Annotated in this window: 14 protein-coding genes and 1 pseudogene; 2 read left to right on the top strand and 13 right to left on the bottom strand. The window is 44.8% G+C overall.

What is annotated here, in order from left to right; translation table 11 throughout:
* Positions 1 to 6: 6 nt before the first annotated feature.
* From AC58PV_RS09050 to AC58PV_RS09035, 4 genes are all read right to left on the bottom strand, one after another.
* The gene (locus AC58PV_RS09050) at positions 7 to 1092 is read right to left on the bottom strand and encodes a glycosyltransferase family 2 protein (RefSeq protein ID WP_497431934.1); all 1086 of its coding nucleotides are present in this window, start codon (positions 1090 to 1092) and stop codon (positions 7 to 9) included.
* Between the two features lie 222 nt (positions 1093 to 1314).
* Positions 1315 to 1641 carry a DUF1904 family protein gene (locus AC58PV_RS09045; protein WP_497431933.1) on the bottom strand — a complete coding sequence of 109 codons (327 nt, stop codon included), beginning with the start codon at positions 1639 to 1641 and terminating at the stop codon, positions 1315 to 1317.
* 321 nt (positions 1642 to 1962) lie between these two features.
* Positions 1963 to 2631 carry a PIG-L deacetylase family protein gene (locus AC58PV_RS09040; protein WP_497431932.1) on the bottom strand — a complete coding sequence of 223 codons (669 nt, stop codon included), beginning with the start codon at positions 2629 to 2631 and terminating at the stop codon, positions 1963 to 1965.
* A gap of 23 nt (positions 2632 to 2654) precedes the next feature.
* Complete coding sequence (locus AC58PV_RS09035) at positions 2655 to 3134, bottom strand: glutathione peroxidase (protein ID WP_497431931.1); 480 nt, start codon at positions 3132 to 3134, stop codon at positions 2655 to 2657.
* Between the two features lie 186 nt (positions 3135 to 3320).
* On the opposite strand from AC58PV_RS09035, the gene AC58PV_RS09030 reads away from it, so the two are divergent.
* Positions 3321 to 5483, top strand: coding sequence for a HelD family protein (locus AC58PV_RS09030; RefSeq protein WP_497431930.1), 2163 nt, complete (start codon positions 3321 to 3323; stop codon positions 5481 to 5483).
* 61 nt (positions 5484 to 5544) lie between these two features.
* Here the strand turns inward: AC58PV_RS09030 and AC58PV_RS09025 are convergent, their stop codons facing one another.
* The 4 genes and pseudogenes from AC58PV_RS09025 to AC58PV_RS09010 all read right to left on the bottom strand — a co-directional run bounded on the left by AC58PV_RS09025 (position 5545) and on the right by AC58PV_RS09010 (position 8391).
* The gene (locus AC58PV_RS09025) at positions 5545 to 6387 is read right to left on the bottom strand and encodes a DegV family protein (RefSeq protein ID WP_497431929.1); all 843 of its coding nucleotides are present in this window, start codon (positions 6385 to 6387) and stop codon (positions 5545 to 5547) included.
* A gap of 205 nt (positions 6388 to 6592) precedes the next feature.
* A pseudogene (locus tag AC58PV_RS09020) lies at positions 6593 to 7226 on the bottom strand (SDR family NAD(P)-dependent oxidoreductase).
* Between the two features lie 133 nt (positions 7227 to 7359).
* Entirely contained in the window at positions 7360 to 8013 is a 654-nt protein-coding gene (locus tag AC58PV_RS09015) for a GDSL-type esterase/lipase family protein (RefSeq protein ID WP_497431928.1), read from the bottom strand.
* A gap of 69 nt (positions 8014 to 8082) precedes the next feature.
* Entirely contained in the window at positions 8083 to 8391 is a 309-nt protein-coding gene (locus tag AC58PV_RS09010; RefSeq protein ID WP_497431927.1) for a hypothetical protein, read from the bottom strand.
* 130 nt (positions 8392 to 8521) lie between these two features.
* Here AC58PV_RS09010 and AC58PV_RS09005 point away from each other — a divergent pair, with 130 nt between their 5' ends.
* A complete protein-coding gene (locus AC58PV_RS09005) occupies positions 8522 to 9688 on the top strand; it encodes a M20 family metallopeptidase (RefSeq protein WP_497431926.1) in 1167 nt (388 codons plus the stop codon).
* A gap of 135 nt (positions 9689 to 9823) precedes the next feature.
* Here AC58PV_RS09005 and AC58PV_RS09000 read toward each other — a convergent pair whose 3' ends face one another.
* The 5 genes from AC58PV_RS09000 to AC58PV_RS08980 all read right to left on the bottom strand — a co-directional run bounded on the left by AC58PV_RS09000 (position 9824) and on the right by AC58PV_RS08980 (position 15595).
* On the bottom strand, positions 9824 to 10705 hold the full coding sequence (locus AC58PV_RS09000; protein ID WP_497431925.1) for a DMT family transporter: 882 nt from the start codon (positions 10703 to 10705) through the stop codon (positions 9824 to 9826).
* Positions 10706 to 10880: 175 nt separating this feature from the next.
* Entirely contained in the window at positions 10881 to 11222 is a 342-nt protein-coding gene (gene ytxJ / locus AC58PV_RS08995; RefSeq protein ID WP_441992397.1) for a bacillithiol system redox-active protein YtxJ, read from the bottom strand.
* A gap of 412 nt (positions 11223 to 11634) precedes the next feature.
* The gene (locus AC58PV_RS08990; protein ID WP_497431924.1) at positions 11635 to 13236 is read right to left on the bottom strand and encodes a PucR family transcriptional regulator; all 1602 of its coding nucleotides are present in this window, start codon (positions 13234 to 13236) and stop codon (positions 11635 to 11637) included.
* A gap of 219 nt (positions 13237 to 13455) precedes the next feature.
* On the bottom strand, positions 13456 to 13872 hold the full coding sequence (locus AC58PV_RS08985; protein WP_497431923.1) for a PaaI family thioesterase: 417 nt from the start codon (positions 13870 to 13872) through the stop codon (positions 13456 to 13458).
* Positions 13873 to 13924: 52 nt separating this feature from the next.
* The gene (locus tag AC58PV_RS08980) at positions 13925 to 15595 is read right to left on the bottom strand and encodes a long-chain-fatty-acid--CoA ligase (protein WP_497431922.1); all 1671 of its coding nucleotides are present in this window, start codon (positions 15593 to 15595) and stop codon (positions 13925 to 13927) included.

Here is a 15595-nt window from a genome sequence, read left to right as displayed (position 1 = left end):
CGCATTTCATTTCTTCCTTTTCTTTGGCAGTACTTTAGCAAAATAGGAACGATTATAGATCATACTTGGATGCGTCGGATGAATTTTAAAAGCTTTTTCATTATGCAGGTTAGCTTTCACTTTATCGCCTAATCGATCATAACACAGACATAACTGAAGATGTGGCAGCCATGTCCATGCCGCGTGATCTACATTCCCCATCAAACCTTGTGGCAACCCCAATTTAGTCGCTGTTTCATACCAATAAATCGCGATAGGTATCGCATTGTTTTCCAAAAAATAAGCACCTACTCGGCAACACATCTCCGCACGTGGTTTATCATAATTTAATGCTCGGAAATAGGAGCTAATTTGCTGATCCTTATCCTTCAACGCCCCATAGCAATCTCCCAGCTTCAAACAGGTGGCATACACATCCTCAATCCAACCCTTCTTCGTATTCAGGAATCGCTCATAATAGACAATCGCTTCATAATGAAGCCTATGATCCTTTAACTCATTGGCAAAATAGTAAAGATCACGCGGAGAGAAATCTTCGTTGTCAGCTTCCCGTTTGCGATAGATGCGCAGATTGCGATCCGTATATTCTTTATCCTTCTTATGCGTGACTGCTATATCGGCAGCGATAATATGCCCGCCAACAATCAAAACTTCATGTACAGGCCCTTCCCATTGAAAACCTCTGTCTCTGCGAACTAATCGATTTCGTCTCAAACTTGCCGTCACTTGCCCAGCTTCATTAAAACTCAAATGATAGTTCATCGTGACGCTGTCAACGGTTGGGTCGAGTGTAGTTTTTAATTGAATCAACTTCAAACGATCCACTTCTTCAAATACATCATCCGCATCTAGCCATAAGATATGGCTTTGCGTAGCTTTCGAGAAGGAAAAGTTACGTGCTGCACCGAAATTGTCGATCCATGTAAAATCATAAATTTTCGCACCAAACGAAGCCGCTATTTCCTTCGTACGATCGGTAGATCCCGTATCCACGATAACGATTTCATCCGCTACCTCTCGAACCGAGTGGAGACATCGCCCAAGCGACTGCTCTTCATTTTTAACAATCATACAGAGACTAATAGAAATCATCTTAAAGCCTCCCTCATCCTGATAGTGATCTCGCATTAGCTGGCTCTTTCAACCTTATTCAATTTTATGTCCTCAGCAACTAAAAGGTTCAGTAAACCAGCCTATGGCCCAGCGGAGATCTACAACACAAAAAAACCTCTCACACCACCGTTAAAGTGGATTAAGAGGTTCACATGAATGAAAGAATTTAATTTGCTAGCACAGTTTGAGCAGATTGGCCTATTAAACCAACTTCCCATTCCAATAGTAACTATCTTCCCGATATACCTTGAAAGCAATTTCAACCTCTGGAATCCCGAGAGATAAGACATGCCTCGTCACGACCTCCGCATAGGCATCACGGATTTCCTGCCCGCGCTCGAACCAGCCCACCTCAATAAAGGGATAAGTTTCGCATATCTCACCTTGGCTGATGGAGACCGTCGGCAAACATTCCAACATGAAATTGTCGGTTCCACAAGAACAAACATCAGCTAATTGGGTTATCATCGCGGTACTAATCGATTGAATTTGAGGAACGCTAATTCCTCTTATTATCATATGAGGCATATTCGAAAGCTCCTTTAGTGGTGCGACTACGCCCTCATTAGTTCTTTAATCGTTTGCAAGGAGACCCCTGTTTGATGGTAAATTTCAATAAGCGTAGCGCGAGGATACGTTCGAACAAAATCTTTTACTTTATTCGAATCCTTCAAAACAAGCTGCGCACAGCTTGGACATCTTGTTTCCCATCTCGTGAGGAAAACGCGCCCACATTTATCACAATTACAAAGTGACATCCTTACACTCTCCTAGAAACGTCGAATGACCCGCTTTATTAATGTCATTCGTAATGAAAGTCCGGTTTGAGGGGGTACTTTTCAACTAATTTTACCATGCTGCCAATTCATCATTTCGATCCTGCCAACCGAGGACAAAAGCTTCCCAACGTCGCTCTTCTGGAAAATCCACCAAATTGCCAAAATGTCTACCTATCGTAACATGCTGTGTCTCGTGAGCCTTAAGCGCAGCAGCTTTGACCGTCCATAATGTCTCGGTGTCCACTAGAATCGAAGGTTGAAATCCTTGCGCGCGCAGCAGCGGAGAAAAGGCATAATACAATTTCTTTACGCTTGGGCATGCTCCGCTGTGCACAGCCGCAGTAGTCGCCTTGGAGATTGCGATATGATCACGATGTCCATTGCCGCCATCCTCTGCAAATGTGTAGACATTCTCCACTTCGTAACGCTGTATAAATGTAATAATCTGTTGTACGAGCGTCTCAAAATCAACTTCATCCAACTGACCGTCCGGCCAGCCTAAGTGTTCAATCTCTGAAATCCCTAGGATATCTGCTGCTACGAGCATCTCTTGTTCGCGAAGATCCGCTAGTTCTTGCCGATTTTTCGCCCGCTCTAACCCTTGTCTACCCGCATCACCACGAGTGGCTAGAAGTAAGACGTTGTCTTCTCCTTGGTCAGCTAGACGGCGAATGAGGCATCCGCTCAAGAATGTTTCATCATCGGGATGGGCATAAATAAACCCGTTGTGGGACCCCATTGCGCGTCCACCTCATCTTTCATTTAGGCTAGTACAGCCTCAATATCAGCACCTATGTCCGCTGGTTCTGTCCGTGCACTATATTGTTTAACAACAATCCCGCTTCCGTCAACTAAGAATTTCACGAAATTCCACTCAATGTCGCCCGTGCGATACTGCTCAGGTGTATGGCTTAGCAAATACGTGTACAATGGATGGGCATTTTCACCTTTCACATCAATCTTGTCAAATAACGGGAAGGTTACTTGGTAGTTAAGCTCGCAAAATGCTTGGATCTCTTCATTCGTCCCAGGTTCTTGACCAGCGAATTGATTGCAAGGAAAACCAAGTACGACCAATCCTTGATCTTGGTATTGCTCATACAGCGCTTGAAGTCCCTTATAATGCGGCGTAAGCCCACAAGCACTTGCCACATTCACAATAAGAAGCACCTTCCCTTTATATGCTGAAAGTGTTTGTTTTTCGCCAGAAATCGTTGTTACTGCGATATCATAAATAGACATGAATCCCTTCGCCTCCATTAATTAAATTGCCTACTTCCTGAGTATACCATTCCTTTCCTCAGAAGCCCAAATCATCGCCGATGATTTTCCATTAATCGCTTTCTATCTCCCCTCAGGTGTGTTATAGTGTTTACCTGTTTATTACAATTCGTATAGACAACATCTGATCTTAGGAGGTAACTGATCTTGGACACAAAGACTCAAAGTGCCTATCAAGAAGAACTTCAAAGGCTCCAACGAACGAATACGGAAATCGATAAACAACTGGAACGCTTACGCGCAACTCCTGTTTATTACGGTCCTGATTTAACGGAACAAGCTCTGGAAGTTTTGCGCGAGAACGGCAGGCACAATTTAGCCAAAGCCAGTGATGAGCCCTATTTCGGCCGCCTGGACTTCGAAGAAACGGGTACTGGATCGCCATCACCGCTGTACATTGGGAAAGCTGGCGTGGAAGACGAACGAACAGGACGACTACTCGTCATTGATTGGCGTGCTCCTGTAGCAAGCCTATTCTATTCCTTCACAGGCGGCTTGGACGCAGCATCCTATGACTCACCGGATGGTGTAATCGACGGCTTAGTCTATTTGAAGCGAAACCTCGTAGTGCGCAAACAAATTCTTCAGCGTGTTGTCGACACTTATGATCGAAATGAAGACTCCCTATCTGTCGGCGATGAGTTCCTGTTATACCGTTTAGGTGAAAATAAAGATAATAAGCTGCGCGATATCGTATCCACGATTCAAGCGGAGCAAGATCGGATTATCCGTGCTGCGAAGAATACCGCACTCATTATTCAAGGGGTTGCAGGAAGCGGTAAAACGACCGTAGCTCTGCACCGCCTCGCTTTCCTTCTCTATCAATACCGCGAACAAGTTCGGGCGGAACGCATGATTATTTTCGCGCCTAACTCAATGTTCTTGGACTATATCTCAGGTGTATTGCCCGAGCTCGGTGTCGGTAATATTCAGCAGAGCACATTTACAGACTGGGTACTTGATATGTTAGACCATGAAGTGCAAATCACAGATCAAGAAGTCACGCTTCAACGATGGTTTGCCCTCGGCAGCAAGCGACCTCCTATCGATGACCATGCGCCAGGTCGTTTCAAAGGGGCTATCGCTTTCCAAAGTTACCTCGATGACTGTCTGAATCGACTTGAAGCTACTTACGTTCCTACAGCTGACTTCTCACCTTGGGATGGCGTTAAACTACCGATTGCCACCATTCGCGAATGGTTCTTCGTCGAGAATAAGCATTATCCACTGATTAAACGTCGCGAACGCGTTGTTGCGAGGATCAAACGATGGATGGAGATGCAGCTTGAGAAGGTCTGGGAACAGAGCTTGAAGAAAGAGTTGAAGAAGAAATCCGCTCAGAAACTGCGGACTTACTTGACGAGTTGGCCTGAATATACGGCATTCACCTTCTACAAAATGCTGTTCAGCGACAAAGGTCGACCCGACAGTTTACCTGTAGACTTGCTCCAGTACCTGCCAGAATCTATCGTCACAGCATCCGCTAAGCTTTTCAAAAAGAAAGAAGTTGGGCTCGAGGATCTAGCTCCTCTCCTCTACATTCATACACGGCTTCATGGCACTTCATCCGATCAGTTATTCGATCATGTCGTTATTGATGAAGCGCAGGATTTCTCGCCATTCCAAGTGGCGGTTTTAGATGCCTATACACGCAATAGCTCTTTTACAATTTTGGGCGATTTATCGCAAGGGATACATGCGTATCAGGGCGTTCATGACTGGAAGGAATTTTCCAGTCTGTTCCAAGAGGAGGAAACAGGGTATTTCGAATTGGAACGAAGCTATCGTTCGACCATGGAAATCATCCAGTTTGCCAATTCAGTGCTCCAGCGTGGCGTCAGTAATCCGTTGCTTGCTGTACCGGTCTTCCGGAGCGGAAATAAAGTTCGCGTGCTGCAGACTTCACTCCAAGAACGGCTTCCGCTGGTGCAGAAGGCAATTGCGAGCTTATTGGCTGGCACCTCCAGTACAATCGCTGTAGTCGCACGAACAGAGAAGCAAGCACTGGAACTGCATGAAGCTTTGACCCTTGCTGGAATCGAAACGAATCTGATTACATCCAAACAACGTGTTTATCGCGGAGGAATATCCGTGCTGCCTGTTTATTTGACCAAAGGCTTAGAATTCGATGCTGTTATTCTGATGGACGTGACAGCAGAGCATTACGAAACAACCCTAATGGATGCGAAGCTCCTCTATGTTGGTTGTACACGTGCTTTGCATGAGCTATGGCTGCTCGTGACGGGGGACATATCGCCACTTGTAGATGTAGATCAATCGGAGATCACGACGACAGAGTTTCCAGAATAAATAAAGACACCTACCCACCGATCACTTGCATGGATCGGGAGATAGGTGTCTTTTTTTCAGCTTAATAAGCGACTAATACGCCGCCTTCACCCGCATAGGTGCCAATCACGGTGCCCATATTAGCGAACAGCACATTACGAAAAGGGTGCTTTTGCAGTAATTCAGCCATGAATACGCGCGCCCTAGCTTCACAATTACTGTGCGCGATGGCAATCACATCCTTCTCGTAATCATGTTCCTTGTCACCAAGGAATGAAAGCAATCGCTTCAAAGCCTGCTGTGATCCGCGAATTTTCTCGACAACCTCAATGGCTCCTTCTTCACTTGCTTTCATGAGAAGCTTTATATTCAGGACAGACGCCACTGTACCGCGGACGCGATCGAGTCTACCACCTTTAATCACATTTTCCAAAGTATCCAAGAAGAAGAAAGTCCCTGAACTCGTAACCGCCTGTTGGAGTGTGGCTGTCAACTCTTCATAAGATATGCCCCTTGCCACCATCTGGGCTGCTCGATATACAAGTACGCCTAAACCAAGTGAAGTTGTCTTGGAATCTATGACTTCAATGCGGCCTGTAAAACCTTCTTCCAGCAGCATTTCTTTGGCCATGACAGCATGATCATACGTTGAACTTAATGCCGACGATAAACATAAAACAAGAATATCTTGATCAGCTCCACCCTTCTGATACGCACGCAAGAAGTGCCCAGGTGACGGGCTAGAGGTTTTCGGCAACGCACTCTCCCGCTTCATCCTAGCATAGAAGTCAGCAAGTTCCATATCTGCCGGCATACATTCCTCACCAAATTGAACAGATAAGGGCACAATCCCTACTCCTATTTCCTCTACAGTGCTTCTCGGAAGGTCGCAGCTGCTATCCGTGATAATCTTGATTGTCGTCATGGCTGTCCACTCATTTCTTATTATTTGGCGAAAACAATATCTAGCTTATGCGGTTCGAAACGGCCCGAAACAACGTAAAGATCATTTTAAATTTACGACGTGTTTCGACAATTTACTGCCTTTTCCGCCATCCTCCCTACTAGTACGTGAAAACTGTTAATAGGTTTCGGGAAATCCCCACATCTCTATGATTTGTCACTATTTACTAGAATCCGTAAATTGTCATTCCCCCATCTACAAACAGCGTTTGGCCTGTAATATAGTTCGCTGCATCCGATGATAGGAATACAGCTGGCCCAACGAGTTCCTCTAGCTCCCCTACACGACGAAGTGGTGTGCGGGCTAGGATTTCAGCTAAATAATCCGGTTGACTTAGGATATTCTCAGTCAATGGCGTTTTGAAATACCAGGGACCGATGCCATTTACCAAAATGCCATATTTCCCCCATTCAAGGGCAAGCACCTTCGTCATTTGGATCATCGCCGCTTTAGTTGCAGCATAGACAACACCCGTCCGCAGCGCTACTTGTCCGGCCACTGAAGCAATATTAATGATTCGTCCATACAGAATATCTATGCGCCCTGTTTCATTGGATGATAGACGACACCGCGGCCTCAATTTGCTCACGATTCGTTACATCGACCGTAAACGGATAGGCTTGTCTACCCAATGTTCGAATTTCATCCGCAACGAGTTCCAAGTCTGAAGCTGTTCGAGCAAAAATTACGACATCTGCTCCCGCTTCAGCTAAGCCAATTGCGAGCGCTCGTCCAATGCCTCTTCCGGCCCCAGTCACTAGGGCCACTTTATTATTTAGTTGAAATGAAGGTAAGTACATCGTTTCATCGTCCAATCTATTAGTTATGTATGGAGGCGCATCCCGAAAATCCATACCACTGACACTTATTCGTGCTGGTTGGCAGCGCCTGTCGTTATATTTCTACTATGGGTCATCTGTGATAATTTCATTGTCACATGAATAGTTGTTGCAACTGCTGCAAAGAGACAGCTACCTCTAATTGATTAGCCACTCGCTCATAGCCTCGTTCATTGGGATGAATCGCATCCTCAGACAAAAACAACGGCGCTTGACCAACGAATGCATCGTACACTTGCACGATTCGAATATGCGGCTGCTCTAATTTTCGCAGAAATAAATTGAAGCGCTGCACCCAATAAGCAGCATCTGGAATCTGCGGTAATGGGTTATATAATCCAATTAAGGCCAATAAATATGGGGTTTGAATACCTTGCCGCAGCCTTTCAATTTGAGCGATAAGTTTACGATAGTTAGATTCATACGTCTGTAAAGCTGTTTTGAGCACCGTATTATCGCCATCATAAAAGAAAGGAATTGCCGCCTGAATGAGATCGTTTCCGCCAGCTGTAATAGTAATGAGAGTTGCTTCTTGAACATCTTTCTGAAGCCGCGGATCAGATTCGATAGTCTCCAGTAATTGCGCAGTCGTGGCACCATTGGTCCCTGCATGACGTAAGGAAACAGGCACATTCAGCAAATATTCCAACCTTTGTCGATACAGCGAAACGAAGCCTTGACCTTCCTCAGCACCATAACCAACGGTTAAAGAATCACCAAATGCCAAATATTGAATTCTTTTTTCCATCGCTATCCTCTCCCCTAAAGCATGACGTATATTACTATATGCGCCACCGCCCAGTTTGGGAAGGGATACCTACAGGAGTTCATTCGTCGTTTTTTTTGCGCTTACATGTTGATTGACATACGTTTCAATTTGTTCCTTCTCCGCATACGTGAATTGGAACTCACTATCACAACCTTCGTCGTGCAGGACAATCTGTACAATGTCACCTTCAATGTTGCAAATGACAAGAATAGATGGATCCATTAGTCCTTCTGGAAGCACTTCCCCGTCTTCTAACTGGATACCCAAATAAACATCCTGCCATTGTCCGCGGCTTTCCACTTCAAGTAAGCACAAGCCAAATCGGTGTTCTACATGTTCCGCCCCATATTTCATCATCGTTAATCCCTCCAATTTATCCTTTACTAAAATGTTCAATAAACCATCCTAGGTCTTTACATTTGGTAGTTCTTGCTTCTATATACTACAATGGAGTTAAGAACCATTCAACAAAGGAGCCAAACCTACCATGAAATCAATGATCGCTCAAACCATAGAAAACAATGCAGCAAGATTTAAAGACATCTCTCGCTTTATCGGGGCAAACCCAGAGCTTGGTCATGAAGAGTTCCTTGCGTTTGCCCGGTTAACAGAAGAATTAGCCCACCATGGCTTCACAATCGAACGTGGTGTTTTGGATATTCCTACAGCATTCATTGCATCGTATGACTCAGGCCGACCAGGTCCTGTTGTTGCGTACATGGCTGAGTACGATGCACTTCCTGAACTCGGTCATGCCTGCGGCCATCATCTCATCTGCATGATGAGTATCGGGGCTGCAATCGGCCTCAAATCCGTCTTAGCCGAAACTGGCGGCAGCATACGCGTCTATGGTACACCAGCCGAAGAAACGAAAGGTGCCAAGGTACCGATGGCCGCTGCAGGACTTTTCCATGACGTCGATATTGCGCTTATGGCCCACCCTTATTATACGTTTGAAAAATCGGGCGAATCGCTCGCCATGGATGCGATCGAATACGAATTCTTCGGCCGTTCCGCACATGCCGCAGCACAACCCTACGAAGGCATTAATGCGCTAGATGCAGTCTTGCAGCTATTCAACAGCATTAATGCATTGCGTCAACAACTCAAGTCGGATGCCCGTATTCACGGTGTTATCAGCGAAGGCGGGAAAGCTCCGAATATTATTCCGGATTATGCCGTCGCTAGATTTTATGTTCGTTCGGCTACACGCACGTACACGAATGAGCTCGTTCAGAAAGTTCTTCACTGCGCTGAAGGCGCTGCACTTCAAACCGGATGTACGCTAAAGACATCAAACTATGAGTACTCCTACGATGAGCTTCGTACCAATGAAGTTTTGTCTAACGTGTTCACTGATCAACTATTCGAGCTTGGCATCCAACCGAAGGAAATCGAAATCGGCAAAGATCATGGTTCCCTGGATCTCGGCAATGTTTCGACGCAGTGCCCCACCATTCACCCTTTCGTGAAAGTTGTCAGCGAGCGGTATTTGCTCCATACCAAGGAATTCCGTGATCTTGCCATGACAGAGCCTGCCCTAGACAGCATGCTTTTCACAGCCAAGGCGCTAGCCTATACAGCCTATGAAGTACTATCCAAACCTGAATTATTAACTGCCATTAAAGAAGAATTTGTCGCTACTTCCAAATAAGAGGCAGTCATAACGCTTTTCACTCCACACGTAGGTTCCACGATAGAATTGCATGATGAAATAGCGCTATTTCGATCAAATGAGCAAAATACGGTCATTTAGTTCGAAATAACGCTATTCCACAAGTTCCCTCGCCTATGGTTTCTCATTACTGCGCAAGAATAAACCGACTCCAACCAATAGAAGACCACCTGCCCAAAGCTGCATCGTCGTAATCGATTCACCAAGCAAGAAATATGCCAAAATGGATGCGCCAAGCGGCTCTCCCAGCACGGTCATTGATACCGAAGAGGCTTTCATATATTTCAGGAGCCAGTTAAATACGTAATGACCGAAAATCGTGGAGACAACAGCTAGCAAGAAAAAGATCCCCCACTCCTTCAATGGATAACCCGTAAACGATTCGCCAGAATAGACATTCGTCACAGCAAGGGTCAACCCTGCGAATAAGAAAACGAGAAAGCTGTATACATAAGCGGAAATGCGCTCCCGTAAACTTTTGCCCAGTAACATATGAAACGCTACAGCGATCGTCCCCACGAAAGACAAGACATCCCCCTTAAGCGCTACGCCGGAAAATTGAAAATCGCCCCAACCGATGCAAATAGCTCCAACAATTGCGATACACATCGCAATCAATGCGGTCCGGCTTGTCCGAACACCATAAAGCAAAAAAGCACCAACAAGCACAAAAATTGGCTCCAATGTCAATATCGCAGTTGAACTAGCAACCGTCGTATATCGCAGTGAATCCATCCAGAACAAAAAATGCAAGCCAAGCGCAATCCCTGATATGGCAGTGCGCAGCCAATCTTTCATCTTAATTCTTTTAAATTCGTTACGATAACTCCAAAGAAATGGCAACATTACTACATTTGTCATAAACAGCCTGTACATGGCTATAATGGAGGCGGAAGCATCTGACCATTTCACAAAAATAGCGGAAAACGATATCGCAATAATGCCTATTACTAGATAGATCGGGATTGGTATTTTGGTTTTATTCATTGCATTCATTCATTCGTTACTCCTTACTGAACGTTTCCGTCATGTTGTCGTCCATAAGTATATAGGAGGATGTTTGGCTTTGCCAATCTTTTTTTGACCTCCGTTCATTTAATACACAGCATAAAAAGCCCTCCGTTCCACCTACATGACGTAGACAAAACGAAGGGCTTAAAGTGTAACCGTATTAGTCCAGAACCGCGGACATATGTTTGTTCGTCACTGACCAGTGAGAAGTATTCCAGATGGACTCTTTATCTTTGAAATAAAGAATTTGCGGAGACGCATGCTTGATACCTAAGTCCTCAGCAATTTGATTGGATACTGGGCGAGATTCAATCACTTTCACCAAGAAATAATCAACAGCCTCGTTGTGTGTACCAGCCAAATATTGCTCGTATTCATCAAGTGCGCTCGCACTTACTGGACAAGTTGTACTGTGTTTGAGAACGACAGCAGGCTTTTCGCTAGAACGATCAAGCACTTCCTGCCATTCAGTTAACGTCGTTAACTCTTTCCATGCAGACATGTTTCACATCTCCTTTCTCTACGCTCTCTCCAAAATTATAAGGTAACGCATACGCTTATGCAACTAATGAGCATTCTTAGACTCCTTCGCAAATAGAAGAATCCAGTTGAATAATCGGAGCTGTTGGCACTGGTGGGCTCGCCTCAGAAGTAATAACTGGAAGATATACATCTATTTAGTAGGGAAACACCTCAAAATTCGATTTAGATGGAAAAAATGAAGTTAATTCCATCAGAATCGTCCAATGTGCTATAAATCTAAAAAATTAACTACAGAAAACCCAGTTATTTGGATTTCAACAGGAAATACAGCAAATTTAACATCAGAAAATACAGTGATTTCAGACCGGTAAGCGTAGAACTTACAAGACAAATAACCCTTAGCGCCAACAGGCAGCCTCGGGTTATTTCCCTTACGATCTTACTTGCAAAAATTGACGGAACAGGAATACCGCCTTCAGTTTCAAGAGATCATTTACTTTTTTGAAATCAACTTGCAGAAGATCACTAATTTTCTCTAACCGGTACGTAACCGTATTACGATGAATGAATAATTGCTTAGCTGCCTCGCTGACTTGACCATCGGTTCGGATAAAAACTTCAAGTGTGCGAATCATCTCCTGGGAATACTCGGGATCCTTCTCTAAGAGAGGGCGCAAGATCTTGGCACAATACGCCTCCATGATCGGTGATGACAAATGCTGAAAGAGATGTGCGAATTCTATCGTTTCATAATGTAGAACACGGTCTGGCAAACCGAGTTTCTCAGCCATTCTCGCCGTTTCACCGCATTCCAAGTATGCTTCGCGAAGCGCGTTCGGTTTCATCTTCAGCGCTGACGTGTAGAACACCATGCCAACTTGTTCAGAAGAAGGATCCGCATCTGACTCATATTTACTTAACCATTGAGATAGCTCTTCATTTGGGAAGCCATCCGCTTGCGTTGTGGAATAAATGGAAAACAAGTGATCCTTAAGTACAAAATGATGCCCATGTAAGTTGCTGGATTTCGAATGAGACTCCATGTATTGCTTTAAGTCATTGAGTTTCCCCTCAGTAGCTTCTGGAATAAATGACTCTTTCTTGAATTTCCCAACAACACATTGGTAAGCACCCCTAAAGAGGAATAACCCCCTGGACTCTGCTTGTTCCATAAACGCTTCAAGAGACGTACCTTTATCCAAATAACGGACCAGATTATTCTGTAAATCTCGTTCAGCCGAAGCTTCAACATGGGATCTAAATGTATAACTCATATGAAAGGTCAAAATATCAGCAGCTTGCTGGAACAAACCTTCCTCAATCGTTGTTAGCAGCATAACATCCGGGATAAGAAACAACTGACCTATCGGTTCATCATCTTGTTGTTGTAATCCAACACGATACGCTCGATCTTTCCCAGCGTACACCCATCCAGCTTTCCGTTTACTCGGCCAATTCTGAGCAAGCGGATCTAACGTCCAGTTAGTTGTATGATATAAAACTTGGCCTCTCGCTCCAACAACCGCCATCGGATATCCTAGAATCTCACTTACGCGTTGAAACATAGCAAGCATATTGTTGGGTTGTAGTCCAAATTGCATCAGCTTCTTCTGCTTCTCTAGGACCGTTTGCAATAGTTCTGTATTCCGACGGTATTCCGCGTTAAATAGCGCATTCATACCATCTGAAAAGGTAAATTGAAAAGGCATTTCAATAATCGGAAAATGTAAGCGATCCGCTTCATCCATCACTATTTGCGGCAGCTCCGTCCAAAATCTCCCAAGCTTAATCCCTAGACCAGCGGCACCACGGTCATTTAATTTGCGCAGGAGGTTCACAGTTTCTTGCGGGCTGTCTTTCATCGCGAATGCAGTCGTGAACAGCATTTCACCTGATTTGGTCCAATCAGCAATATCTGGCGCGTCCATGACATTGACCGATTTAACAATGCGGGATTCTCCTTGCTTGCCTGCTACCAACTTTGCTTCCGTTAATGGATAAATCGCCAACGCTTCACGAATGGTAAGATGCATCGTGCTTCCCCCCTGTATGCCTTTTTATCGATTATAGGATGAGCGAATGCCATCAGTCAATGAGTTTGTGTAAGAAAATATAACATCAAAGTAAATTTTATGAATATTTATTGAACTATGTTAATTAAGTGTTATAAAATATAACATTGAATCAACTAAAAGAACCTTCACAACCACAATCGACGTGGTTATGAAGGTCCCAACATGCGAAACTTTCGACTAAATTACACGAAATGTTCCCGTTCCCATCGTTCCCAAATTGCCTTCACGATCCTCAACTCGGCCTTGTGCTGTAATCATTTTACGTGATTGATGAACAAGTTCCGCAGTTACCAACAGCCTCCCTGCATACAGTGGAGAAACGAAATGCACATTTAAATTCGTCGTTACCACTTTCTCCTCAGGTCTAGCGATCATCGCAATGATGCCCATTGCCGTATCTAACAATGATGATGTGACCCCGCCATGGACCATACCGATGGGATTCAAATGATGGGGCTTCGCCTCCAAAGCAATTGTGATAACACCGTCCTTCAAGGCGACAAATTCACAACCTAGAAAGCCCCAGAAGGTGGGCTCCGCTGCTGCTGCGAGTTGCTGCAATTTACGAATCATCCGATCATTTCCATCATCCATTGGAATCCCTCCTTCTATGTAAGGGCTGCCCTTACGCATGATGAGAAACCTTTTACTGCTTAGTTTCTTCCTCTAGTAATTGACGTCTAAGAACTTTTCCAATCATCGTTTTCGGTAATGACTGCCTGAATTCTACTTTGCGCGGGACTTTGTAGGCTGCTAGTCGCTCTCTACACCAAATATCCAAATCCTTTTCCGAGAGCGTCATGCCATCTCTTAGCACAATAAAAGCTTTCACCGTTTCCCCACGGTACTCATCTGGTACACCCGCTACAGCTGCTTCAAGTATGGCTGGATGCTCATAGAGAACTTCCTCAATATCACGTGGATAAATATTGAAACCGCCCGCAATAATGAGATCCTTCTTCCGGTCAACAATGGAGAAGAATCCATCCTCATCCATGCGTCCCATATCCCCTGTGTACAACCAGCCATCTTTGATCGTCTTCGCCGTTTCTTGTTCTCGCTTCCAGTAACCCTTCATGATTTGAGGACCTTTAATAATGATTTCACCGATTTCACCAATCGGCATTTCCTCACCGGTGTCGGAATCCACGACTTTCGTTACTGTATCCGGGAAAGGAACACCGATAGACATAATTTTACGAAAACCCCAAATCGGATTCGCATGCGTAACGGGAGAAGCCTCTGTCAACCCGTACCCTTCAATTAATCTACCTCCGGTTAACTCTTCAAATCGCTCTTGAACCTCCAATGGCAGTGGCGCTGAACCGCTTACACAAACATTGATCGAGGAAATATCGACCTCTTTCACTCGTTTATGATTGATTAACGCCACATACATCGTAGGTGCTCCCGGGAAAATCGTAGGCTTTAATTTGTGAATCGTATCGAGAATCATATCAATATCGAACTTAGGAATGAGAATTAGCATGCCTGCTCGATACATCGCTTGATTCAGCAGGACCGTCAAACCAAAAACATGGAAACAAGGAATGGCACCTAAGAACCGATCTCCGCCAGGCTGAACTTGATAACACCAATGACTCGTCTGGTACGTATTTGCAATTAGATTACTATGGGTTAACATCACACCTTTGGATAAGCCCGTCGTTCCACCGGTGTATTGTAGCAAAGCAATATCATCGTCTGCGTTAACATCGACACAGATAGGCGCAGCCGAAGCTGCACGCAGTAATTTCTTGAAAGGATAAACGCCATCACCATACGTAACATCGAGCTTGGCGCCATCCTTTTTCATTTTAAGCGGATATAACAAATTCTTAGGAAATGGCAAATAATCCTTAATTGAAGTCACGATGACATGACGCAAATCGGTCCGCGATTTCGCTTTCTGTACGCGATCAAATAACAGATCCAATGTAATAATGACGACGGCTTCCGAATCAGAGAGTTGATGAATCAACTCTCTCTCTACATACAACGGGTTCGTCATAACGACAATTCCACCCATCATCAGCGTACCGAAATACGCAATGATCGCTGATGGGCAATTCGGCAGCATAATCGATACCCTTTCCCCAGGTCGAACTCCCAGATCCAGCAATACGTGAGCAAATTGATACGATGCATGAAGCAACTCGCGATACGAAAGCTCTTTCCCCAAGAAATACAAGGCCGGCCGTTCGGGAAATTGATGTGCTGAATCAACCAACAGACGTGCTAGATTATGTTTCGGGTACTCGTAAGTCGGCGCCACTTCCGCTGGATAATGACGCAGCCAAGGCTTTGTCTCCCTCAT

The organism is Paenibacillus sp. J22FR83 (assembly GCF_059691955.1).
Note: the sequence above shows the minus strand (reverse complement) of the source record. Positions and strands in the feature narration are given on the sequence as shown.

Coding starts and splice junctions, on each gene's coding strand:
- AC58PV_RS08985 (WP_497431923.1), bottom strand. CDS start 13,872: ATGGATGATGGAAATGATCGGATGATTCGTAAATTGCAGCAACTCGCA.
- AC58PV_RS09000 (WP_497431925.1), bottom strand. CDS start 10,705: ATGAATGCAATGAATAAAACCAAAATACCAATCCCGATCTATCTAGTA.
- AC58PV_RS09045 (WP_497431933.1), bottom strand. CDS start 1,641: ATGCCTCATATGATAATAAGAGGAATTAGCGTTCCTCAAATTCAATCG.
- AC58PV_RS09015 (WP_497431928.1), bottom strand. CDS start 8,013: ATGGAAAAAAGAATTCAATATTTGGCATTTGGTGATTCTTTAACCGTT.
- AC58PV_RS09050 (WP_497431934.1), bottom strand. CDS start 1,092: ATGATTTCTATTAGTCTCTGTATGATTGTTAAAAATGAAGAGCAGTCG.
- ytxJ (WP_441992397.1), bottom strand. CDS start 11,222: ATGTCTGCATGGAAAGAGTTAACGACGTTAACTGAATGGCAGGAAGTG.
- AC58PV_RS08980 (WP_497431922.1), bottom strand. CDS start 15,595: ATGAGGGAGACAAAGCCTTGGCTGCGTCATTATCCAGCGGAAGTGGCG.
- AC58PV_RS08990 (WP_497431924.1), bottom strand. CDS start 13,236: ATGCATCTTACCATTCGTGAAGCGTTGGCGATTTATCCATTAACGGAA.
- AC58PV_RS09035 (WP_497431931.1), bottom strand. CDS start 3,134: ATGTCTATTTATGATATCGCAGTAACAACGATTTCTGGCGAAAAACAA.
- AC58PV_RS09005 (WP_497431926.1), top strand. CDS start 8,522: ATGAAATCAATGATCGCTCAAACCATAGAAAACAATGCAGCAAGATTT.
- AC58PV_RS09025 (WP_497431929.1), bottom strand. CDS start 6,387: ATGACGACAATCAAGATTATCACGGATAGCAGCTGCGACCTTCCGAGA.
- AC58PV_RS09010 (WP_497431927.1), bottom strand. CDS start 8,391: ATGATGAAATATGGGGCGGAACATGTAGAACACCGATTTGGCTTGTGC.
- AC58PV_RS09040 (WP_497431932.1), bottom strand. CDS start 2,631: ATGGGGTCCCACAACGGGTTTATTTATGCCCATCCCGATGATGAAACA.